This window comes from Yersinia sp. 2545 StPb PI, assembly GCF_052217125.1.
Classification (GTDB): Bacteria; Pseudomonadota; Gammaproteobacteria; order Enterobacterales; family Enterobacteriaceae; genus Yersinia; species Yersinia enterocolitica_E.
The window spans coordinates 4,081,169-4,103,199 of sequence record NZ_JAZGPY010000001.1 but is presented as its reverse complement, the minus strand read 5'-3'; the positions used below and the strand labels follow the sequence as shown (position 1 = coordinate 4,103,199).

Genomic DNA, 22,031 nt, shown 5'->3' with positions numbered 1-22,031 from the left:
TCTGCAATTCGAATTATTTTGGGTATATCTTAAAAAAGTAAAGCTTAGGATTTATATCACCAGCTTGGTGCGAAGGGAGGGACTTGAACCCTCACGTCCGTAAGAACACTAACACCTGAAGCTAGCGCGTCTACCAATTCCGCCACCATCGCATGTGCTGTGCAATATAAATCTCCCCTCGTACTTGAAGCCACAGGCTATTAAACCTCAATCACTTACCGGAGTAAGCCTATCTGGGTTTGTTTGCTGCCTGCAATACCAATTACTTTGGGGATATACTACGAATCGCCAAGAAAAGTATGTTTGGTGCGAAGGGAGGGACTTGAACCCTCACGTCCGTAAGAACACTAACACCTGAAGCTAGCGCGTCTACCAATTCCGCCACCATCGCGTACCGGAACATCACTTTTATAAAGCAACTACGGAGGCGAATTCTAGAGATTTTCGCGTTCAGGTCAATACTTATTTCCCCTAAGCGGGACGTTTGCTGTAAAAAGCATCATATGTTGAGCAATTGATTTGATTACAGAAGTATTTTTAGTTTTTAACGCCCGCTTGGTTGTGTTGGTGATAACTGTGGATAATCGGAAAACAGTTCAATCAGCCAGTCAATCAGCACTCTTACTCTAGGGGCAAGAAAACGCCCCGCAGGGAACATAATAAACAGCGGCATGGCCGGTGGTGGACAGTGGGGCAACACCTCAATCAGTTCGCCTTGGGTTAATTGGCTCTGAATACCTGGCGTGGGAGCTTGAATCAATCCTAGGCCTGCGACACCGGCTGCGATATAAGCATCGGCACCATTGACACTCAAGATACCAGGTAATGTGCGGCTTTCAACTTTCCCCTGATAAACAAATTCTAATGGGTAATCACGGCCATCTATCTGTGAGAAATACCCCACCGCTTGATGGCCGGTCAGGTCGTCGAGGGACTGTGGAACACCATATCTGGCGAGATAAGCTGGTGACGCACAGGTTATCTGTGGTTGCTGACCAATATTACGTGCTGCTAATTGTTCATCATGGGGCAGCCATGCACGCAAAACACAATCGACACCTTCACGCATCAGGTCAATGGTACTGTCATTCGCGCCGAGAATCAGCGTGATATGGGGATAACGCTGATAAAAGTCATTTAGTGCGGGGATAACCACATTGCGGGCTAGCGAATGTGGCATATCAATGCGTACTTTTCCTTCCGGTTGCAGCCGCTGATGGCTGAACAGCGAGTCAGCCTCTTCAAACGCCGACAGTAATTGCAAGCAACGCTGGTAATACAGTGTGCCTTCCGCGGTGATATTCACTTGCCGGGTGGTGCGCACCAATAAACGCACGCCTAAGCGCTGCTCTAACCGTTTTAAGGTATGGCTGACCGTTGCACGGGGCAATTGTAGTTTCTCCGCCGCGCGACTGAAGCTACCTAATTCAACAATACGGACAAATATCCGCATAGCTTGTATTTGGTCCATGATTGCACTCGTCCATTGTTGGTGTTTTTTGAACAGTAATGAGCAATCTGCATTATTTATCTTTCCTCGCTAAACAACCACACTTTCTTCCGACATCATTAACGGGGAATATCACAATGCAACAACGTCAATTAGGTTCGAATGGCCCGCTAGTCTCAGCGCTGGGGCTTGGCTGCATGGGGATGAGTGACTTTTACTCCACCAATCAGGACGTGAATGAATCCATTGCGACGTTACATCGCGCGCTGGAGTTGGGGGTGACTTTACTCGATACCGCTGACATGTATGGCCCGTTTACCAATGAGGAGTTGGTTGGACGCGCCATTAAAGGCAAACGTGATCAGGTCTTTCTGGCCACTAAATTTGGTATTGTACGTGATCCGACTGACCCGACAGTGCGGGGCGTCAGTAGCCAGCCTGATTATATTCGTAAGTCTGTTGACGGTAGCCTGAAGCGGTTGGGTGTTGATGTTATTGACCTTTATTACCAGCATCGTGGCGACCCGAGTGTACCGGTTGAAGATGTGATTGGCACTCTGGCTGATTTGGTCACTGCCGGTAAAATACGTCATATCGGTTTGAGTGAAGTCTCAGCGGCAACATTAGAGAAGGCCCATCAGGTGCATCCAATTACCGCAGTACAGAGTGAATACTCACTCTGGACACGAGATGTGGAATCCTCTGTATTGGCGACCTGCGAACGGTTAGGTGTGGGTTTTGTGGCTTATAGCCCTCTGGGGCGCGGTTTTTTGACCGGAGCGTTACGCCGCCCGGAAGATCTGGCTGCTGATGATTTTCGCCGTCATAACCCGCGTTTTCAGGGGGATAATTTTGCCATGAATCTGGTATTAGCCGATGCGGTGGTGGAAATGGCGCGCGCGAAAGGGGTTAAACCCTCTCAACTGGCGCTGGCCTGGGTATTGGCGCAGGGGAAATATATTGTCCCAATCCCTGGGACCAAACGGCGTGCTTATCTGGAAGAGAATCTGGCGGCACTCGATCTGGCACTCAGCCCGCAAGAGCTGGCAGCACTGGATGCAGTATTCCCGTTCCATGCCGCAGCGGGTGAACGCTACGGCGCGGAAGGGATGGCCCATCTTAACGCCTAGTTTTAACGTTTTTTCTTGGAGTCTCGTGGCGCACGCCCGACAGTTGCCTGATACACCTTAAAACGGCCATTCTGGGCCAGCACTTCATGGCTGCCAAATGCCGCATCCAGCAGTGCAGGGTAAGGCAGGAAGGAGTTCGCCACTATCCGCAATTTACCACCGACATGCAGGTGAGCTGTTGCGCCGCGGATCAACAATTCCGCCGCAGTCAGGCTGGTTTGAATACCATCATGGAACGGTGGATTCGAAATAATCATCTCGAAGCGGCCTTTAATGTCGGAATAGACATTGCTGGCAATCACCTGCGCGTCGATGTTATTCGCCGCTAATGTTGCTCGGCTGGCTTCAATAGCGGCCGCAGAGACATCACTCAGGGTCCATTTGATTTTAGGTGATTGCTGCGCCAATACAGAGGCCAGCACACCTGCACCACAGCCGACATCCAGCACATTGCCTTTAAATGGCTCACTGAACGTAGACAGTAACAGATGGCTGCCGGAGTCCAGCGAGTCACGGCTGAATACGCCAGGCAATGTTTTAACTGTCACATCGCCCACCTGGTAACTTTCCCACCAGACATCGGCATCAAATTCCGGCTGTTTATCCAACCGGCCATGGTACAGACCGCAACGGCGGGCGCTGTCGATTTTAGTCAACTGCGCAAATTCAGATAACATTTCTTCTGCACTGCGCACGCCACTACGGTTCTCACCCACCACAAAAATATCGGTGCCGACAGGCAATAACGAAAGGAGATTAGCCAATTGGAACTGGGCTTCCTGTTTGCTTTTCGGCCAGTAATAAACCAGCGTATCGCAGTTAGCCACCATGTCGGCAGTTGCCAAAAGACCGAATTGCACATTCTCTTCCAGCGTATTGCTCAGTAATTGCCAGTGGTGATATTGATTGGTATGAACCCGTACCCCGGCTGCATCAAACTGCGCTGGCAGCGCATCTTGTAAATCACCGGCAAACAACACATGGCGGGCTATAAATTCATCACTATGGCGCAGTATCACTTCACTGGCTGGGGTTAATGCTGACATCAGTCTTTGGCTCCTTAATAATATGATCGGGGATTATAGAGGTTTGTTGGCGCATGTTCGATGGGTTTGCTAGCATAGCGTCGAAATACGGGTCGCTCTGACAGGAAATGGCATGGCATCAAGACGAGACTTGCTGTTACAACAGCTAGGCATTACGCAGTGGACATTGCGCCGCCCGGCCGTCTTGCAGGGTGAAATCGCAGTTCGTTTACCCGAAGATACCCGACTGCTGATTGTGGCACACCTGCTTCCTGAATATGATGATCCCCTGTTGTGTGATGTGTTGCACAGCTTGGGTCTCACGCCGCGTCAGGCTTATGCACTGACGCCGGACAGGGTTGCAATGTTGCCGGAAGATACGCAGTGCAACAGTTGGCGATTGGGCATCAGTGAACCGCTTGCGGTCGCTGGCGCGCAGTTACACAGCCCGGCATTGGCCGGACTTTATCAAGACGCGAGCGCTAAGCGCGCACTTTGGCAGCAGATTTGTCACCATGAAGCAGATTTCTATCCTGACGCCAGCCGATCTGGCCACAGCGTACAAAATTGAGCAAGCCAGCCACGCTTTCCCGTGGACGGAAAAAACCCTGGTCAGTAACCAAGGGGAGCGCTATCTCAATTTTAAGTTGAGTGTCAGTCAACAAATGGTCGGTTTCGCCATTACCCAAATGGTGTTGGATGAAGCGACGCTGTTTAATATCGCCATCGATCCGCACTATCAGCGACAGGGGTATGGCCGTTTACTGCTTGAACATCTGATTGAGCAGTTGGCAACACGTGATATCGTCACTCTCTGGCTTGAGGTGCGGGCTTCAAACGCACGGGCTATCGCCCTCTATGAGAGCTTAGGCTTTAACGAGGTTTCTGTGCGGCGCAACTATTACCCAAGTGCCGATGGGCGTGAAGATGCCATTATGATGGCGCTGCCGATGGGATAGCCCCGTTTTGCCGATTGTCAGTCGTGAATAATGACTGTTTGTCTTGAATAACGACTGTTTGTCTTGAATAAATTGTCTATCTCGCATAAATCAGAGAAAATACCGCGCTATAGCCACTTATACCCGACGTGATAGGAGTTGCCGCTAAGCCTGCTGCAATTTCCAATAAGCAGGGTATAGCGCCACAATCAATGCCTCGCTTTGCCTGACCCGCATATCAATAGGATATGAGGCCCAGAGCAGGGCGGCTTAAAAGTAGAAATCTCAAATTATGTCTCCAAGTGAATACGCACTGGAAGTCGCGAAAAGACGTACTTTCGCGATCATTTCCCACCCCGATGCCGGTAAAACCACCATTACCGAAAAAGTGTTGTTGTTCGGACACGCAATTCAGACCGCCGGTACGGTAAAAGGCCGTGGCTCAAGCCATCATGCCAAATCAGACTGGATGGAAATGGAAAAGCAACGCGGGATCTCCATCACCACCTCGGTGATGCAATTTCCGTATGGCGGTTGTCTGGTTAACTTACTCGATACCCCGGGGCATGAAGACTTCTCCGAGGACACTTACCGTACTCTGACCGCCGTGGACTGCTGTCTGATGGTGATTGACGCGGCAAAAGGGGTTGAAGATCGAACCCGTAAGCTGATGGAAGTAACTCGTCTGCGTGATACACCAATCCTCACTTTTATGAACAAATTGGACCGCGATATTCGTGATCCGATGGAAGTGCTGGATGAAGTGGAACGTGAGCTGAAAATTGCTTGTTCACCAATCACCTGGCCGATTGGTTGCGGTAAGTTGTTTAAAGGGGTTTACCACCTTTATAAAGATGAAACGTATCTCTATCAGACGGGTAAAGGCCACACCATTCAGGAAGTGCGCATCGTCAAAGGGCTGAATAACCCAGACTTGGATGCAGCGGTAGGTGAGGACTTGGCTAAACAGTTCCGTCAGGAGCTGGAGCTGGTACAGGGGGCTTCTCATGAATTCGAGCATGATGCTTTCTTGTCTGGTGACTTAACGCCGGTGTTCTTCGGTACCGCTTTGGGTAACTTCGGCGTCGATCATATGTTGGATGGCTTGGTTGAATGGGCTCCGGCCCCGATGCCACGTAAAACCGATACCCGTGAAGTGGTTGCTGCTGAACCCAAATTTACCGGTTTTGTTTTCAAAATTCAGGCAAATATGGATCCGAAACACCGTGACCGTGTTGCCTTTATGCGGGTGGTTTCTGGCCGTTTTGAGAAAGGGATGAAACTGCGTCAGGTGCGAACCAAGAAAGACGTAGTAATTTCAGACGCACTGACCTTTATGGCTGGTGACCGTTCTCATGTAGAAGAAGCTTTTGCTGGCGATATCATTGGCTTGCATAACCACGGTACCATTCAAATTGGCGATACCTTCACCCAGGGTGAAGATATGAAGTTCACCGGCATACCGAACTTTGCCCCTGAATTGTTCCGCCGCATTCGCCTGCGTGATCCATTGAAACAGAAGCAGTTGCTAAAAGGTCTGGTTCAGTTGTCAGAAGAGGGTGCGGTGCAAGTGTTCCGCCCGTTGACCAACAACGATTTGATTGTTGGCGCAGTCGGTGTTCTACAGTTTGAAGTGGTCTCTTCACGACTGAAAAGTGAATACAACGTGGAAGCGGTGTATGAATCAGTTAACGTCTCTACTGCCCGTTGGGTTGAATGTGATGACGTGAAGAAGTTCGAAGAGTTTAAACGTAAGAATGAGGTTAATCTGGCATTAGATGGTGGTGATAACTTGAGCTATATCGCCCCAACGATGGTAAATCTTAATATTACGCAAGAACGTTACCCGGAAGTGAATTTCCGTAAAACTCGCGAACATTAATCACCCGCCAAGCCGCACTCTATCGGGGTACAGGGTACCCCGATTCATTAATTGTCTTCACTATTTCCTCCTTAGGATAACTCCTACTTAATCATAAAAATCCGGCTTTAGGGCGATTCCGACTGTATTTATTCTGAGATGCTCTATCTTTATAGGTACACGCAGGATTGACGTGCATCAATTTTAGGTCAAATAACCTGTAGTAATCGTAAAGTATTCATCAACTGGTCACCTCTCTGGGTGGCGTAAAATCCGTAAGTTTGGGTGTTATAACAAGTTAAGTTTCATAACCCTTTACGGTTTATAACGACAAAGGAAGAAATCGATGACAAATACAAAATTTGCCCGTTCAATGATGGCTATTGTCTTAGGTACTGCACTTATGAGTGGTAGCGTGTTCGCTGAAGACACCATGCTCAATAAGACAAACAACGTAGTAGACAGCACCGGCGCGAAACTCGATAGCTCCATGAAGAAAGTCGATAACTACATGGGTGACAGCGCTGCAACAGCTAAAGTGAAAAGCGCTCTGTTGGAAGAGAAATCTCTTAAAAGCACTGATATCTCTGTTGAAACCAACCATGGTGTGGTCACTCTGACTGGTTTTGTGACTTCTCAGGCTGAAGCTGAAACTGCCGTTGAAATTGCCGGAAACGTTGAAGGCGTTAAATCTGTCAGCGATAAGCTGCATGTGAAAGACCAGAAATCACAATCAGTCAGTGAATATGCTGGCGATGCTGCAACAACCAGTTCAATCAAAGCCAAATTGCTGGCTGATGACATCGTACCCTCACGTAAAGTGAAAGTAGAAACCACCGAAGGTGTGGTGCAGTTATCAGGTAGTGTTGAGAATAAAGCTCAGTCCGAACGTGCTGAAAGTATTGCTAAAGCCGTTGATGGCGTGAAAAGCGTTAAAAATGATCTGAGCATCAAACCTTAATTATTATCGGCTGATGGGTATTTCGTGGGGAAATAAAATAATCCACGGGATACCCGTTAATAAGTTTGTCAGCCAAATAACTCATCCACAAATCCAAATAATACGACTTCTGTCAAATACGCTACTGTTAAAGAGTGATTTTTGAACGCGAGTTTACATACCCTAAATAATTCGAGTTGCAGGAAGGCGGCAAGCGAGTGAGTACCGATGAGCTTACATTGGTAAGTGATTCGGGTGATTGAGTGCAGCTAACACTCCTGCGGCTTGAAGTATGACGGGTAGAAAGCCATTTTTTAAAACGGGAAGGAGAGGCTTATGTTTCGCTGGGGCATTATATTTTTGATTATTGCTTTAATCGCTGCGGCATTAGGTTTTGGTGGGCTAGCTGGTACGGCAGCCTGGGCCGCAAAAGTCGTCTTCGTAGTGGGTATTGTCCTATTCCTCATCAGTCTGTTTACAGGCCGTAAGCGCCTTTAGTCAGGCGAGAGGGTTACAGCAAAGGGTAAGACGGGGTATCCTCGGCACCTGTTGTAACGAATTAAGGATAGATGGTGGGATACAGAATACCTATCACGCTCGGTAATATTGAGCCACTCGCCTATAAACCATACCAACCCGGAAAAATGGCGTTGGTTTGTGAGGGAGGCGGGCAGCGGGGAATTTTTACAGCCGGTGTGCTGGATGAATTTCAACGCGCCCGCTTTAACCCTTTTGATCTGATGATTGGCACCTCTGCCGGTGCACAAAATCTATCTGCCTTTATCTGCGGTCAACCCGGTTACGCTCGCCGCGTCATAACCCGCTACACCACCACCGCTAATTTCTTTAACCCATTACGTTTTGTGCGTGGTGGCCACTTAATTGATCTCGACTGGTTGGTGGATATCACATCCCAGCAGTTGCCTCTGGCCATGGATCATGCTGAAGAGCATTTACGCAATGGCCGTGAATTCTTAATGTGTGCCTGCCGTAGTGATGATTTTGAACCCACCTATATTTCCCCCACTCGAGAAAGCTGGCTGCCGACCATTAAAGCGTCCAGTGCTATCCCTGGTTTATACCGTCAGGGGGTAGATTTGGGGGGGATCAGTTATCAGGATGGTGGCATCAGTGATGCCATCCCGGTGGAGGAAGCCTACCGCCGTGGCGCTGATACTATTGTGGTGATTCGGACTGTACCGTCGCAGGCCTATTACACGCCGCAATGGATGAAGCGGATGGAACATTGGCTGAGTGAAAGCAGTTTGCAACAACTGGTGCGGATTATGCAGCAACATGAGCAGAGCTATCACCGTATTCAGCAATTTATTGAAAAGCCGCCCGGTGACCTGCGTATTTTCGAAATTTTTCCGCCTAAGCCACTTGCCAGTAATGCACTGGGGAGCCGGGTCGCGGCACTAAATCGTGATTATCATTTAGGCCGCCGTTGTGGTCGCTATTTTTTGGCTACCGTCGGGCACTGGCTATTACCGCAAGATCAACGGGATCAGGCTGGAATCAATGGGGAGAAAACCTCGATTTCACTTTCACGTCGTATCATTCAGCCACAAGATATTAATCAACCAGATGATATGGCAGAGCTAATTGATACTGATGACTCTTCATTTGATATTACTCAAACGCCGGATATCATTACACCAGCGGATTCAGTGACCGCCACTCACTATGGCCTACCGGCTCAGATGAGTGTGAGTGACAATGGGTTGATTATTCCGACGAATACCAATAGAAAGCCCTTGCCAGTAGAGATAATTTTGCCTGCCAGTGTGGCAAAAAACAAAGGTGATACCGTCTAATGGTAGAAGTGAGTGAGCAGATAGTGAATCTTAGCGATAAAGCTTATTTTATCGATACCCACTGTCACTTTGATTTCCCTCCATTCAGTGGTGCTGAAGCGGCCAGTTTAGTCACTGCGGCTCAGGCGAATGTCAGGCAATTGATTGTTCCTGCGGTGGGTGCTGCTTATTTTCCCCGTATTTTAGCCTTGGCTGCGAACTATCCACCCCTTTTTGCCGCACTCGGCATGCATCCACTTTATATCGCTCAACATCAAGAGGCCGATTTGGCGACACTGGTATCCTATCTGGCGAACAAAACTCACAAGCTGGTGGCCGTGGGGGAAATTGGCCTGGATCTTTATATGGATGAGCCGCAGTTACCACGCCAGTTGGCGCTATTGCAGGCCCAACTTAAGCTGGCTAAACAGCATGATCTCCCCGTTATTCTGCATTCTCGCCGTTCCCATGACCAATTAGCCTCGGTGCTGCGTAAAACGGCGTTGCCGCGCACCGGTGTTGTACATGGTTTCGCCGGTAGCCTGGCGCAGGCGCAGGCATTTATTCGCTTGGGTTATTATATTGGTGTGGGTGGGACCATTACTTATGTGCGGGCACAGAAAACCCGGAGTGTCATGGCCGCATTGCCTCTTTCCGCATTACTGCTGGAAACCGACGCGCCAGATATGCCGTTAGCCGGTTTTCAGGGGCAGCCAAACCGGCCCGAGCGGGCTGCTGATGTGTTCAGCGTGTTGTGTCAGCTACGCTCTGAAGCGCCACAACAGATTGCCAGCCAGTTGTTAGCGAATAGTCAACGTTTGTTCCGATTACCGCCCGCCGATAGCTGCCCACTTTAAATCACCTCCGGGAATATACAAACCATACTAATAATTTGTGTGATCTCTTTATTTTCGCTTTTTAATGTGACCATCGTCACGCTTACGTTGATTCGGTTGCTTTTAGTTGTGTTTATTTGTGACAGAGATTATTTGATAGCGCCTTCATGTCGGTATAATCCCCCGAAAATTATTTCAATTTAATTAATGATTTCACTATTAGGGATAGCGACATGCTAATGAGTCTGGTTGGAATGGCAGTACTGATATTAATAGCCGTACTTCTTTCAAGTAATTATAGGGCGATTAATATCCGCACTGTTGTTGGTGCATTTATTATCCAGATCGCTATTGGTGCGCTGGTATTATATGTGCCCATCGGGCGCCGCATTCTGGGCGGTATGTCAGAAGGAGTCGCTAACGTTATCGCCTACGGTAATGAGGGGATTTCATTTATTTTTGGCGGTTTGGTTTCTGACAAAATGTTTGAAGTTTTTGGTGGTGGCGGCTTTGTATTCGCCCTGCGAGTATTACCAGTAATTGTATTCTTCTCATCATTGATTGCCGTTCTGTATTACCTTGGCATCATGCAAATCGTTATTAAGGTATTGGGCGGCGGTTTACAAAAGTTGCTGGGCACTTCACGTACTGAATCCCTTTCCGCCACAGCTAATATCTTTGTTGGCCAAACTGAAGCGCCGTTAGTGGTGCGCCCTTATATTGCCACCATGACCCAATCTGAACTGTTTGCGGTAATGTGCGGCGGTTTAGCTTCCGTTGCCGGTTCAGTATTGGCCGGTTATGCGCAAATGGGGGTACCATTGGAATATCTGATTGCTGCTTCCTTTATGGCAGCGCCGGGTGGGTTACTGTTTGCTAAACTGATGGTGCCGGAAACTGAAAAAACGCACGATAACGTTGATGCTATAACCTTGATTGCTGAAGATGAACGACCGGCTAACGTTATTGATGCAGCGGCATCTGGCGCGGCTTCCGGCATGCAACTGGCATTGAATGTAGGGGCAATGCTGCTGGCCTTTATCGCCTTGATTGCTCTGCTCAATGGTATTCTGGGTGGGATTGGTGGCTGGTTTGATTATCCACAACTTTCGCTAGAGTTGATTCTGGGTTGGGTATTCTCGCCGATTGCTTACTTGATAGGCATCCCATGGAGTGAAGCGATGGTGGCTGGTTCATTTATCGGCCAGAAGATTATCGTTAACGAATTCGTAGCATTTATGAATTTCGGTCAGTATCTCCAGGCAGAAGAGTTAGTCAAAGCCGCGGGTTTACAGGTTCTTTCCGAGCACACTAAGGCTATTATTTCCTTCGCGCTGTGTGGTTTTGCCAACTTGTCATCTGTTGCCATCTTATTGGGTGGCTTGGGTAGCATGGCCCCAAACCGCCGTCACGATATCGCGCGTTTCGGCCTGAAAGCGGTAGCAGCAGGCACATTGTCGAATCTGATGAGTGCGACGATCGCCGGTTTCTTCCTGGCATTATAATTAGGCTAGCTTGACTTGCCATTTTGGGATTGGGCAGTGCTCGGGACCTGTCACCTACTTCGTGTACGCTCCAGTCCCTGCGCGCTGTCCGCACCCAAACTGTCTGCGCCGCTGACGCTTAATTTTTTATGGTTCAGGCCTACAATACTGCGTATTCCTGCCCATAGGCTATTCTTGAAGCGAGTGAGCGTATCGTGGTCAGAAAGCTATAAATTAGGTTATTTTGTGACTTTAATCACATATAATTCCGTCTCGTTACAAGTTACTATTGATTAGTGTGAATTTGAACACACCTAAGCTGCCGATAACGTGTTCAAATAGTGTTATTGGCTTTCGGAATGAAAGCCTAAAGTGTGTATGGAGTCTCATTGCATCAGTGATGTAAGCAATGACCAAGTAGTTAGTGCGGTGAGATGGATCTCAATTGCCACCCATAGGGGCTATCTTCAAGGAACCAAGTCCGCTCGCCAACGTATTGAGCTTAGAACCTTCTCATTAGGGCTATGTTATTTGCCTGACTGCAACAATTACGCCTACTGAGAGGGACTTTTAATCACCAAAGATGCCGGTACGGTCTCTTTGTCCGCTCATAAATAGATGCTCAGTTCTGGCAAGGTGCTGGGGCTGAAATAGTGTTGGAGAGTTTTATGACCGATTTAACCGCCTGCGCGAATCTTAACGATTATGCCAAACGCGCACTGAGTTTGATGGATTTAACTACCCTGAATGACGACGATACCGATGATAAGGTTATCGCGCTGTGTCATCAGGCAAAAAGCCCTGCCGGTAACACGGCGGCAATCTGTATTTATCCCCGCTTTATTCCTATTGCGCGTAAAACGTTGCGCGAGCAGGGTACCCCTGAAATCCGTATTGCGACAGTGACCAACTTCCCACATGGCAATGATGATATTGCTATTGCACTGGCCGAAACCCGTGCCGCCATTGCCTATGGTGCTGATGAAGTGGATGTGGTTTTCCCTTACCGCGCCTTAATGGCGGGTAATGATAAGGTCGGCTTCGAATTAGTAAAAGAGTGCAAAGAAGCCTGCGCTGCCGCGAATGTATTACTGAAAGTAATCATAGAGACCGGTGAGTTAAAGCAAGAGCACTTGATCCGTCAAGCCTCTGAAATTGCTATTAAAGCTGGCGCGGATTTCATCAAAACCTCCACCGGTAAAGTGCCGGTCAATGCCACATTGGAAAGTGCGGGTATTATGATGAGCACTATCCGTGATTTAGGTGTGGGTAAAACCGTCGGCTTTAAGCCAGCGGGCGGAGTACGTACTGCCGAAGATGCCGCGCAATTCCTGCAACTGGCCGATCAATTGATGGGTGAGGGTTGGGCCGACGCCCGCCACTTCCGCTTTGGCGCATCCAGTCTGTTAGCCAGCTTATTAACCACGCTGGGCCATCAGAGTGATAGCAAAAGTAGCGGTTACTAATCATTATCGCAATCATTGAGTTTAGCCGATGCGCTGCGGGCGACTAGCCTGCCGTGCGGCTTTTATCCTTATTTAGGTCAGGGGGATGCTGTGTTTCTGGCACAAGAAATTATCCGTAAAAAACGCGACGGTCAGCCACTGAGCGAAGAAGAGATTCGTTTCTTTATCAATGGGATCCGCGACAATGTGGTTTCCGAAGGGCAGATTGCTGCTTTGGCGATGACCATCTATTTCCATGACATGAGCATGCCGGAGCGCGTGGCACTTACTATGGCAATGCGTGATTCTGGCACGGTGCTCAACTGGCAGAGCCTTAATCTAAACGGCCCCATCGTGGATAAACACTCTACCGGTGGCGTGGGTGATGTGACATCACTGATGCTCGGCCCGATGGTCGCAGCCTGTGGTGGCTATGTGCCGATGATTTCTGGCCGTGGCTTGGGCCATACCGGCGGAACCTTGGACAAACTGGAAGCTATACCCGGTTTTGATATTTTCCCCGATGATAATGCGTTCCGTAAAATCATTCAGGACGTCGGTGTCGCCATCATTGGTCAAACCAGCTCATTAGCACCGGCAGATAAACGTTTCTACGCTACCCGTGATATCACCGCCACTGTAGATTCCATTCCACTGATTACCGCTTCTATTTTGGCGAAGAAACTGGCTGAGGGGCTGGATGCGTTGGTGATGGATGTGAAGGTGGGTTCTGGTGCTTTTATGCCGACATATCAACTATCTGCCGATTTAGCACAGGCCATTGTCAGTGTGGCTAACGGCGCGGGTTGTAAAACGACGGCACTATTGACTGATATGAATCAGGTGTTGGCTTCCAGCGCCGGTAATGCGGTTGAAGTGCGCGAAGCGGTGCGCTTCCTGACGGGTGAATATCGTAATCCACGCTTGTTAGAAGTGACGATGGCGCTGTGCGTTGAGATGCTGTTATCAGGTGGTTTGGCGCAAGATGATGCTGACGCCAGATCCAAGTTACAGGCGGTGCTGGATAACGGTAAAGCAGCAGAACTCTTTGGTCGCATGGTGGCGGCGCAAAAAGGCCCAAGTGATTTCGTTGAGCGCTATGACAGCTACCTGCCGGTAGCCACGCTGAGCAAACCGGTCTTTGCTGAACGAGCCGGCATTGTTACCGCGATGGATACCCGTGCGCTGGGTATGGCGGTGGTTTCCCTCGGCGGTGGTCGTCGGCGGGCAACTGATCCTATTGATTACAGTGTTGGTATCACTGAAATGGCACGTCTGGGGACTGGTGTTGATGGCCAGCAGCCATTAGCGGTGATTCATGCCAATAACGAAGACGACTGGCAGCAGGCAGCAGACGCACTACGTGCGGCGATCACCTTGGGTGACAAAGCGCCGGAAGAAACACCGGTTATCTATCGCCGTATTACTGAATAAACGCCATACTTTTGTTATTGACGCTATTTGCTTTCGACGGCAAATGTTAGCAAAAACAGATTAATTACATGGGGGAGCAAATGAACGTAGCTGCCCCAGAGCGTGAACCCACGCAGGAGAAAATAATGAAACGTACATTTATTATGGTATTGGACTCATTTGGTATTGGTGCCAGCGCCGATGCTAACAAATTTGGTGACCAAGGGGCCGATACACTGGGCCACATTGCTGAGGTCTGCGCCCGTGGTGAAGCTAACGTTGGTCGTAGTGGCCCATTGACGCTGCCAAACTTGAGTCGTTTAGGGTTGGGTAAAGCTGCCGAAGAGTCCACCGGTAAATTCCCAGTTGGGCTGGATAAGAATGCAGACATCATTGGTGCCTATGGTTATGCCAGTGAGTTATCCTCCGGTAAAGATACACCGTCAGGCCACTGGGAGATTGCGGGGGTGCCGGTGCTGTTTGACTGGGGTTACTTCAGTGATGTCGAAAACAGTTTCCCACAGGAACTGTTGGATAAACTGGTAAAACGGGCCAACCTGCCGGGTTATCTGGGTAACTGTCACTCAAGTGGGACCGTTATCCTTGACCAATTGGGTGAAGAGCATATGAAAACCGGCAAACCGATTTTCTATACCTCGGCGGACTCGGTGTTCCAGATTGCCTGCCACGAAGAAACTTTTGGCCTGGATCGCTTGTATGAGCTGTGTGAAATTGCCCGCGAAGAACTGACCGAAGGTGGCTACAATATTGGCCGTGTGATTGCGCGTCCGTTTATTGGTGACAAGCCGGGTAACTTCCAACGCACCGGTAACCGCCATGATCTGGCCGTTGAACCGCCAGCACCAACCATGTTGAAAAAACTGGTGGATGAGAAAGGGGGAGAAGTGGTTTCTATCGGTAAAATTGCCGATATCTATGCGCATGTGGGTATCACTCAGAAAGTGAAAGCCACCGGTCTGGATGCGCTATTTGATGCCACGATAGAAGAAATGAAGAAAGCCGGTGATAACACTATCGTGTTCACTAACTTTGTGGATTTTGACTCTTCTTACGGTCACCGTCGCGACGTTGCTGGTTATGCTGCTGCATTGGAACTGTTCGACCGCCGCCTGCCTGAGTTGATGGCGCTGGTAAAAGAGGATGACATCATGATCCTGACGGCTGACCACGGTTGTGACCCAACCTGGCCGGGCACTGACCATACCCGTGAGCACATTCCGGTCTTGGTTTACGGCCTGAAAGTCAAACCGGGATCGCTGGGGCATCGTGAGACCTTTGCCGATATTGGGCAGACGGTAGCGACATATTTCAATCTATCTCCAATGGATTACGGTAAGAATATGCTTTAAGTCATTCAGCTAAGCTGAGCGTGCCATTTTGAACCCGGGCAGTGCTCGCCCTCCTCACGTACTGCGTGTACGCTCCGGGGGCTGTGCGCTGACCGTGCCCAAACTGTCGGTGCTCATCTACGCTGGCGATGGCTGATTTTCTCTGAACTGTGCAAAGTAGTTCAAACTTAAAAACAGCTCAGTAATATAAATTTTAATTCTCTGATTTTTAAGGAAAGTGATTATGGCAACGCCACATATTAATGCTGAAATGGGTGATTTCGCTGACGTTGTATTAATGCCAGGGGATCCACTGCGTGCGAAATTTATCGCCGAAACCTTCCTGCAAGACGTGCGCGAAGTGAACAATGTGCGTGGCATGTTGGGCTTCACTGGTACTTATAAAGGCCGCAAAATCTCTGTAATGGGCCACGGTATGGGTATCCCGTCCTGCTCCATTTATGCCAAAGAACTGATCACTGATTTTGGCGTGAAAAAAATCATTCGTGTCGGTTCATGTGGTGCGGTTCGCGCCGATGTGAAACTGCGTGATGTGGTGATCGGCATGGGGGCTTGTACCGACTCCAAAGTAAACCGTATGCGCTTTAAAGATCACGACTATGCAGCGATTGCTGACTTTGAGATGACCCGCAATGCTGTTGATGCGGCAAAAGCGAAAGGTATCGACGTCCGTGTCGGTAACCTCTTCTCTGCTGACCTGTTCTATACGCCAGACCCGCAAATGTTTGATGTAATGGAAAAATACGGCATTTTGGGTGTGGAAATGGAAGCTGCCGGTATTTACGGCGTTGCCGCGGAGTTCGGTGCTAAAGCCCTGACCATCTGTACTGTTTCTGACCATATCCGTACCGGTGAGCAAACCACCGCTGCGGAGCGCCAAAGTACTTTTAATGACATGATTGAAATTGCATTGGAATCGGTGTTGCTGGGCGATCAGAAGTAACCCCTTCTCTGCTTCCCTCTATTCAGCGGCAGCGATCTCTGCCGCTGAATCTATTCATAAAATCTGCCAGAAAAAATAGGTTTGTTTACACATCAGATAATTAGCGTTGTAAATCTATTCATCATTCTATTCACGAATCTATTCATATGCTCTCTCTGGAAACGTTATTACGCCAAAAACCGGCGACCGCGAGCTATCTGGCGCAAGCTATGGCAATCAGTCAACCCACGGTTTCCCGGCAGTTAAGCGGGTTAAAAGAGAGGGTGCTGAAAATAGGTAAAGGCAAAGCAACACAATATGCCTTACGGCGGTACATTGCTGGAGATAGTGCCCGACAGATGCAGGGAGAACTGCTTTCTCTCACCACGCTAATTGAGCGCATGGCATAATATCTATCCGCAGTATTATTTATCGCCCGTCTTTTTATCTGCATCTGCCTGACTGGCAGGTGTCTCAGGTGTTTCATCCTCATCTTCTTTGACCGGCGTATTGGCGGTGAGCAGATAAGGTGATTGCTGCCAACGGCTGCGGCGACCTTGCAGCAGAGTGCGAGCCAGAATGATCCCCACCGCCAGTGCGACGAGAATCATCAAGCGCAGCAAATTGGTGGTATTATCCACTTGCTTGGATTCCGTCGCCAGCACATGGGTGTCCAGCGTCATACGCAGAAAGCCGCTTGGCCCGCTTTTCCCGGGGATCAGCTCGACAATCTGGTGGTTGAAATAGCTGCCGGGGCGTTTACCATCCAAAGCCAGTCGATCACGTACTTTTACGTTCTCTCCAGCGCTGGCGACCAGCGTTCCGTCAATTTGATATACACTGGCATCCAATACGCGGCTTGATTGCGTCAGTTGCTGGAGAATTTCGTCAACTTTTTGGCTGTCGATATCATCATCCCCACTGTCCATGATGGGGGCGAGGCTGAAAGTGACTTGTTTTGCCAGTGTTTTCGCCAGCTCTTCAACTTGTTCCGAACGAGCGAGTTGATGACTGAGGCTGAAATAGGATGCACCTTGCATCAGCAAGACTAATAATGCCAAGCAAATCAGCACAATAGCCGTACGGTGCAGTCGGAATTTTAGTTTGGCCTTAGCCATGCAGGTTCCTTGCAAGAATCGGTGACTTTATACCCGTCATACTTCAAGCCGCATGTGCGTTGGCTACTCTCAATAACCCGAATCACTTACTGATGTAAGTTTATCGGGATTATTTCGTTTGCCGCCTTCCCGCAACTCGAATTATTTAGGGTATATGTTGCCAGAAGCAAGGGCGATAGGATAGCTTGATGCGTCCTTTTGTCTGGTCTTTACCCCGTTTTCTACAGGAGTCATTCATGTCTAATAGTCTGACCTATTGCGATCTCCCCGCGGAGATCTATCAATGGCCAGGTCTGCCACTTTCGCTCAGTGGTGATGAGGTCATGCCGCTGGATTATCGTGCCGGTCATACAGGTTGGCTACTGTACGGTAGAAAGCTGGATAAACAGCGTATTACGGGTTTTCAGGGCCAATTGGGTGCCGCCATGGTGATTGTCTCCGCCTGGTGTGTGGAGGATTATCAGGTCATCCGTTTGGCCGGCAGTTTAACCCCACGGATTAAAACGTTAGCGGATGAAAACGGTCTTGATGTCGCCCCTCTGGGAGCTATCCCGCATTTGCGTACCCCGGGCCTGCTGGTGATGGATATGGATTCAACTGCCATCCAAATCGAATGTATTGATGAGATTGCCAAACTCGCCGGTGTCGGCGAAGAAGTGGCTGCCGTCACCGAACGCGCCATGCAAGGTGAACTGGACTTCGCCGCCAGCCTGCGCCAGCGGGTTGCCACCCTGAAAGGGGCGGATGCCAATATCTTAAAACAGGTACGTGACCAACTGCCATTGATGCCGGGGCTGACCAGCCTGGTCCGTAAGCTTCAGGCATTAGATTGGCATGTGGCGATCGCCTCCGGTGGTTTTACTTATTACGCTGAATATCTGCGCGACAAACTGCGTCTGGTCGATGTGGCAGCCAATGAACTTGAAATCAAAGACGGCAAGCTGACCGGCAAAGTGTTAGGGCCGATTGTCGATGCACAATATAAAGCCGATACCCTGCTCAAGTTGGCGGAAAAACTCAATATCCCTATTGCTCAAACAGTGGCTATCGGCGATGGCGCCAATGACCTGAAAATGATGCAAGCCGCCGGTTTAGGGCTGGCTTTCCATGCAAAGCCGAAGGTGTATGCCAAAGCGAAAGTGGCGATCCGCCACGGTGATTTGCTGAGTGTTCTTTGCATTTTGACCGGCAGTCTGAAGCACGAAGAACGATGAAATAGGCTGTTTTATTTGCCATTTTTGAGCTTGTGCAGTGCTCACAAAACGCATGCATTTTGAACACACTTAAGGGCGGCCCGTAGGGGGAGCGTAGCGAATAAAATCCTCACGTCGCCATGATTTACAACGTCATGGTGTACGCTCCGATTTCTGCGCGCTGTCTGCACTCAAACTGCCTGCAACAATTACGCTTATTAGGTAATTTGGGGCTCAGGCAGGTGTGAGCTAATTAAATTGAGGTGAACCGTGGCTAAAGCGCCAAAACGAGCATTTGTCTGTAATGAGTGTGGTGCCGATTATCCTCGTTGGCAGGGGCAGTGCAGTGCCTGTAATGCCTGGAATACCATTACCGAAATCAGGCTGGCGGCGGCAACCTCGTCGTCGCGCAATGAGCGTTTTGGTGGCTATGCCGGTGATGCAGGCGTCAGCCGGGTACAGAAGCTGTCAGATATCAGTCTGGACGAACTACCGCGCTTTTCAACGGGCTTTCTTGAGTTTGATCGGGTGCTAGGTGGTGGTGTAGTGCCGGGCAGTGCCATTCTGATTGGTGGTAACCCCGGCGCGGGGAAAAGTACCTTACTGTTGCAAACGCTCTGCAAGCTGTCTGAAAACATGAAAACCCTGTATGTCACTGGCGAAGAGTCGTTGCAGCAGGTGGCGATGCGTGCGCATCGTTTGGGGTTGCCTACAGCGGGCCTCAATATGCTGTCGGAAACCAGTATCGAGCAAATTTGCTTGATTGCTGAGCAAGAGCAGCCGCGCTTGATGGTGATCGACTCCATTCAGGTGATGCATATGGCGGATATTCAGTCGTCGCCGGGCAGCGTGGCCCAAGTGCGCGAAACGGCCGCCTACCTGACCCGTTTTGCCAAAACCCGGGGTGTTGCCATTATCATGGTGGGCCATGTGACGAAAGATGGTTCACTGGCCGGGCCGAAAGTGCTGGAGCACTGTATTGACTGCTCTGTGATGCTTGATGGTGACGGTGATACTCGTTTCCGTACGCTGCGTAGCCACAAAAACCGCTTTGGTGCGGTTAATGAGTTAGGTGTATTTGCTATGACCGAACAGGGCTTGCGTGAAGTTAGCAACCCGTCGGCGATTTTCCTCAGCCGTGGGGATGAAGTCACTGCTGGTAGCTCGGTGATGGTGGTATGGGAAGGGACTCGCCCGCTGCTGGTAGAGATTCAGGCGCTGGTCGATCACTCAATGATGTCCAACCCACGTCGGGTGGCGGTCGGTCTGGAACAGAACCGGCTGGCAATCTTGTTGGCGGTATTGCATCGCCATGGCGGGTTACAGATGTCGGACCAAGATGTGTTCGTCAATGTGGTGGGTGGGGTGAAAGTGACAGAAACCAGTGCTGATCTGGCATTGCTGATGTCGCTAGTATCCAGCTTGCGTGACCGCCCGCTGCCACAGGATTTAGTGGTATTTGGTGAGGTAGGGCTAGCCGGTGAAATTCGCCCAGTACCCAGTGGTCAAGAGCGTATCTCTGAGGCGGCCAAACACGGTTTTAAACGCGCTATCGTGCCGTATGCCAATATGCCGAAGAAGCCCCTGCCCAATATGCAGGTGTTCGGGGTGAAGAAATTGGCTGATGCGTTGGCGGTGTTAGAGGATTTATAACCGCTAATTTAGTCGTGTTCATCTTGCGGCATACTGTGTTATTTTTGTTTAGCGCACTAAACAAGGAGGCGGTATGCTGCAATTCGACTATCTCAAAACAGCAATTAAGCAAAAGGGTTGCACCTTACAGCAAGTGGCCGAATGCAACGGCATGACCAAAGGTTATTTAAGCCAGCTACTCAACGACAAAATCAAAAGCCCCAGTGCGCAAAAGCTTGAAGCTCTGCACCGTTTCCTCGGGCTGGAGTTTCCCCGCCGTGAGAAAAAAGTCGGCGTGGTATTTGGTAAATTTTACCCGCTGCATACCGGCCATATCTATTTAATCCAGCGCGCCTGTAGCCAGGTTGACGAGTTGCACATCATTCTTTGTTTCGATGAGCCACGCGATCGTGAGCTGTTTGAGAACAGTTCGATGTCACAGCAACCGACGGTCAGTGACCGTTTGCGCTGGTTGTTACAAACCTTTAAATATCAGAAAAATATCCATATTCATTCGTTTGATGAGCACGGTATCGAGCCGTACCCCCATGGCTGGGATGTGTGGAGCCATGGCGTAAAGAGCTTTATGAATGAAAAAGGCATTGTTCCGAATTTTATTTATTCCAGCGAAAGCCAGGATGCGCCGCATTACAACGAGCAATTTGGCATCGAAACCATCCTGATTGATCCACAGCGCTCATTTATGAAGATCAGTGGTCGCCAGATCCGCCGTGACCCTTTCCGTTACTGGGACTATATTCCGACTGAAGTGAAGCCATTTTTTGTCCGTACTGTGGCGATACTGGGCGGTGAATCCAGTGGGAAATCCACTTTAGTCAATAAGTTAGCCAATATCTTCAATACTACCAGTGCGTGGGAATATGGCCGGGATTATGTCTTCTCCCATCTTGGCGGCGATGAGATGGCGTTGCAATATTCTGATTACGACAAAATCGCGCTGGGGCAGGCACAATATGTGGATTTTGCAGTGAAATACGCCAACAAAGTGGCATTTATCGATACTGACTTTGTTACCACGCAGGCCTTCTGCAAAAAGTATGAAGGCAAAGAGCACCCCTTCGTGCAGGCGCTGATTGACGAATACCGTTTTGATCTGGTTATTTTGTTGGAAAATAATACGCCGTGGGTTGCCGATGGTTTGCGCAGTCTGGGGAGCGATCGTGACCGCAAATCCTTCCAGAACTTACTGGAGCAGATGTTGCGTAGTAACAATATCGAATATGTTCACGTCGAATCGGCAGACTATGATGAACGCTTTCTGCGCTGCGTCGAACTGGTGCAGCAGTTACTGGCCGCGGACCTGCAACGCCTTGCCCGCCCTTCATTATTGAGTGATGTGCAACAATAGGGTTGATGAAAATTTGATATCTGAGGGCGTGATTGTTGCAGTCAGTTTGCATGCGGACAGCGCACAGAAACCGGAGCGTACACCATGACGTTGTAAATCATGGCTACGT

Annotated in this window: 20 protein-coding genes and 2 tRNA genes; 17 read left to right on the top strand and 5 right to left on the bottom strand. The window is 49.5% G+C overall.

Translation table 11 applies throughout. The features are described from left to right. Positions 1-65: 65 nt before the first annotated feature. The 3 genes from V1955_RS19065 to V1955_RS19055 form a co-directional block, all read right to left on the bottom strand. A tRNA-Leu gene (locus V1955_RS19065) sits at positions 66-152 on the bottom strand. A gap of 152 nt (positions 153-304) precedes the next feature. Further along, positions 305-391, bottom strand: a tRNA-Leu gene (locus V1955_RS19060). 153 nt (positions 392-544) lie between these two features. Further along, complete coding sequence (locus V1955_RS19055; RefSeq protein WP_442821282.1) at positions 545-1,471, bottom strand: LysR family transcriptional regulator; 927 nt, start codon at positions 1,469-1,471, stop codon at positions 545-547. Positions 1,472-1,587: 116 nt separating this feature from the next. Here V1955_RS19055 and V1955_RS19050 point away from each other — a divergent pair, with 116 nt between their 5' ends. After that, positions 1,588-2,580 carry an aldo/keto reductase gene (locus tag V1955_RS19050; RefSeq protein ID WP_442821281.1) on the top strand — a complete coding sequence of 331 codons (993 nt, stop codon included), beginning with the start codon at positions 1,588-1,590 and terminating at the stop codon, positions 2,578-2,580. Between the two features lie 2 nt (positions 2,581-2,582). On the opposite strand, the gene rsmC is transcribed toward V1955_RS19050, so the two are convergent. Further along, a complete protein-coding gene (gene rsmC / locus V1955_RS19045) occupies positions 2,583-3,626 on the bottom strand; it encodes a 16S rRNA (guanine(1207)-N(2))-methyltransferase RsmC (RefSeq protein WP_442821280.1) in 1,044 nt (347 codons plus the stop codon). 112 nt (positions 3,627-3,738) lie between these two features. Here rsmC and V1955_RS19040 point away from each other — a divergent pair, with 112 nt between their 5' ends. The 13 genes from V1955_RS19040 (at position 3,739) to V1955_RS18980 (ending at position 17,020) form a co-directional block, all read left to right on the top strand. Continuing rightward, positions 3,739-4,176: a DNA polymerase III subunit psi gene (locus V1955_RS19040; RefSeq protein ID WP_083160700.1), complete on the top strand. Its 438-nt coding sequence runs from the start codon at positions 3,739-3,741 to the stop codon at positions 4,174-4,176. Then, positions 4,121-4,564 (top strand): ribosomal protein S18-alanine N-acetyltransferase, encoded by a 444-nt coding sequence (gene rimI, locus V1955_RS19035; RefSeq protein ID WP_083160698.1) that lies wholly within the window; start codon positions 4,121-4,123, stop codon positions 4,562-4,564. Before V1955_RS19040 ends, rimI begins: the two co-directional genes overlap by 56 nt. Before the next feature lie 271 nt (positions 4,565-4,835). Further along, positions 4,836-6,425 carry a peptide chain release factor 3 gene (prfC, locus tag V1955_RS19030; protein ID WP_005191790.1) on the top strand — a complete coding sequence of 530 codons (1,590 nt, stop codon included), beginning with the start codon at positions 4,836-4,838 and terminating at the stop codon, positions 6,423-6,425. A 325-nt stretch (positions 6,426-6,750) separates the two neighbouring features. After that, positions 6,751-7,365 carry a molecular chaperone OsmY gene (gene osmY / locus V1955_RS19025; protein WP_083160696.1) on the top strand — a complete coding sequence of 205 codons (615 nt, stop codon included), beginning with the start codon at positions 6,751-6,753 and terminating at the stop codon, positions 7,363-7,365. A 315-nt stretch (positions 7,366-7,680) separates the two neighbouring features. After that, on the top strand, positions 7,681-7,842 hold the full coding sequence (locus V1955_RS19020; RefSeq protein WP_004876076.1) for a DUF1328 domain-containing protein: 162 nt from the start codon (positions 7,681-7,683) through the stop codon (positions 7,840-7,842). A gap of 71 nt (positions 7,843-7,913) precedes the next feature. Beyond that, entirely contained in the window at positions 7,914-9,161 is a 1,248-nt protein-coding gene (locus V1955_RS19015; protein WP_083160694.1) for a patatin-like phospholipase family protein, read from the top strand. After that, positions 9,161-9,997, top strand: coding sequence for a TatD family hydrolase (locus V1955_RS19010; protein WP_372568643.1), 837 nt, complete (start codon positions 9,161-9,163; stop codon positions 9,995-9,997). The genes V1955_RS19015 and V1955_RS19010 overlap by 1 nt, the downstream gene beginning before the upstream one ends. Positions 9,998-10,209: 212 nt before the next feature. Next, positions 10,210-11,481, top strand: a complete 1,272-nt coding sequence (locus V1955_RS19005; RefSeq protein WP_442821279.1) for a NupC/NupG family nucleoside CNT transporter — start codon at positions 10,210-10,212, stop codon at positions 11,479-11,481. Positions 11,482-12,128: 647 nt separating this feature from the next. Then, positions 12,129-12,926, top strand: coding sequence for a deoxyribose-phosphate aldolase (deoC, locus tag V1955_RS19000; protein ID WP_050072495.1), 798 nt, complete (start codon positions 12,129-12,131; stop codon positions 12,924-12,926). Between the two features lie 90 nt (positions 12,927-13,016). Next, complete coding sequence (gene deoA / locus V1955_RS18995; RefSeq protein WP_083160688.1) at positions 13,017-14,339, top strand: thymidine phosphorylase; 1,323 nt, start codon at positions 13,017-13,019, stop codon at positions 14,337-14,339. Positions 14,340-14,464: 125 nt separating this feature from the next. Further along, a complete protein-coding gene (deoB, locus tag V1955_RS18990; protein ID WP_442821278.1) occupies positions 14,465-15,688 on the top strand; it encodes a phosphopentomutase in 1,224 nt (407 codons plus the stop codon). 223 nt (positions 15,689-15,911) lie between these two features. Continuing rightward, positions 15,912-16,631 (top strand): purine-nucleoside phosphorylase, encoded by a 720-nt coding sequence (gene deoD / locus V1955_RS18985; protein WP_420072915.1) that lies wholly within the window; start codon positions 15,912-15,914, stop codon positions 16,629-16,631. 116 nt (positions 16,632-16,747) lie between these two features. Beyond that, on the top strand, positions 16,748-17,020 hold the full coding sequence (locus tag V1955_RS18980) for an ArsR family transcriptional regulator (protein WP_442821461.1): 273 nt from the start codon (positions 16,748-16,750) through the stop codon (positions 17,018-17,020). 15 nt (positions 17,021-17,035) lie between these two features. Here the strand turns inward: V1955_RS18980 and V1955_RS18975 are convergent, their stop codons facing one another. After that, positions 17,036-17,728 carry a YtjB family periplasmic protein gene (locus tag V1955_RS18975; RefSeq protein WP_420072914.1) on the bottom strand — a complete coding sequence of 231 codons (693 nt, stop codon included), beginning with the start codon at positions 17,726-17,728 and terminating at the stop codon, positions 17,036-17,038. 236 nt (positions 17,729-17,964) lie between these two features. Between V1955_RS18975 and serB the strand changes: the two genes are divergently transcribed. From serB to nadR, 3 genes are all read left to right on the top strand, one after another. Continuing rightward, entirely contained in the window at positions 17,965-18,942 is a 978-nt protein-coding gene (serB, locus tag V1955_RS18970) for a phosphoserine phosphatase (protein WP_083160679.1), read from the top strand. A gap of 249 nt (positions 18,943-19,191) precedes the next feature. Continuing rightward, on the top strand, positions 19,192-20,574 hold the full coding sequence (radA, locus tag V1955_RS18965) for a DNA repair protein RadA (RefSeq protein WP_442821277.1): 1,383 nt from the start codon (positions 19,192-19,194) through the stop codon (positions 20,572-20,574). Positions 20,575-20,647: 73 nt separating this feature from the next. Further along, complete coding sequence (nadR, locus tag V1955_RS18960) at positions 20,648-21,922, top strand: multifunctional transcriptional regulator/nicotinamide-nucleotide adenylyltransferase/ribosylnicotinamide kinase NadR (protein WP_442821276.1); 1,275 nt, start codon at positions 20,648-20,650, stop codon at positions 21,920-21,922. The last annotated feature ends 109 nt before the right edge of the window (positions 21,923-22,031 follow it).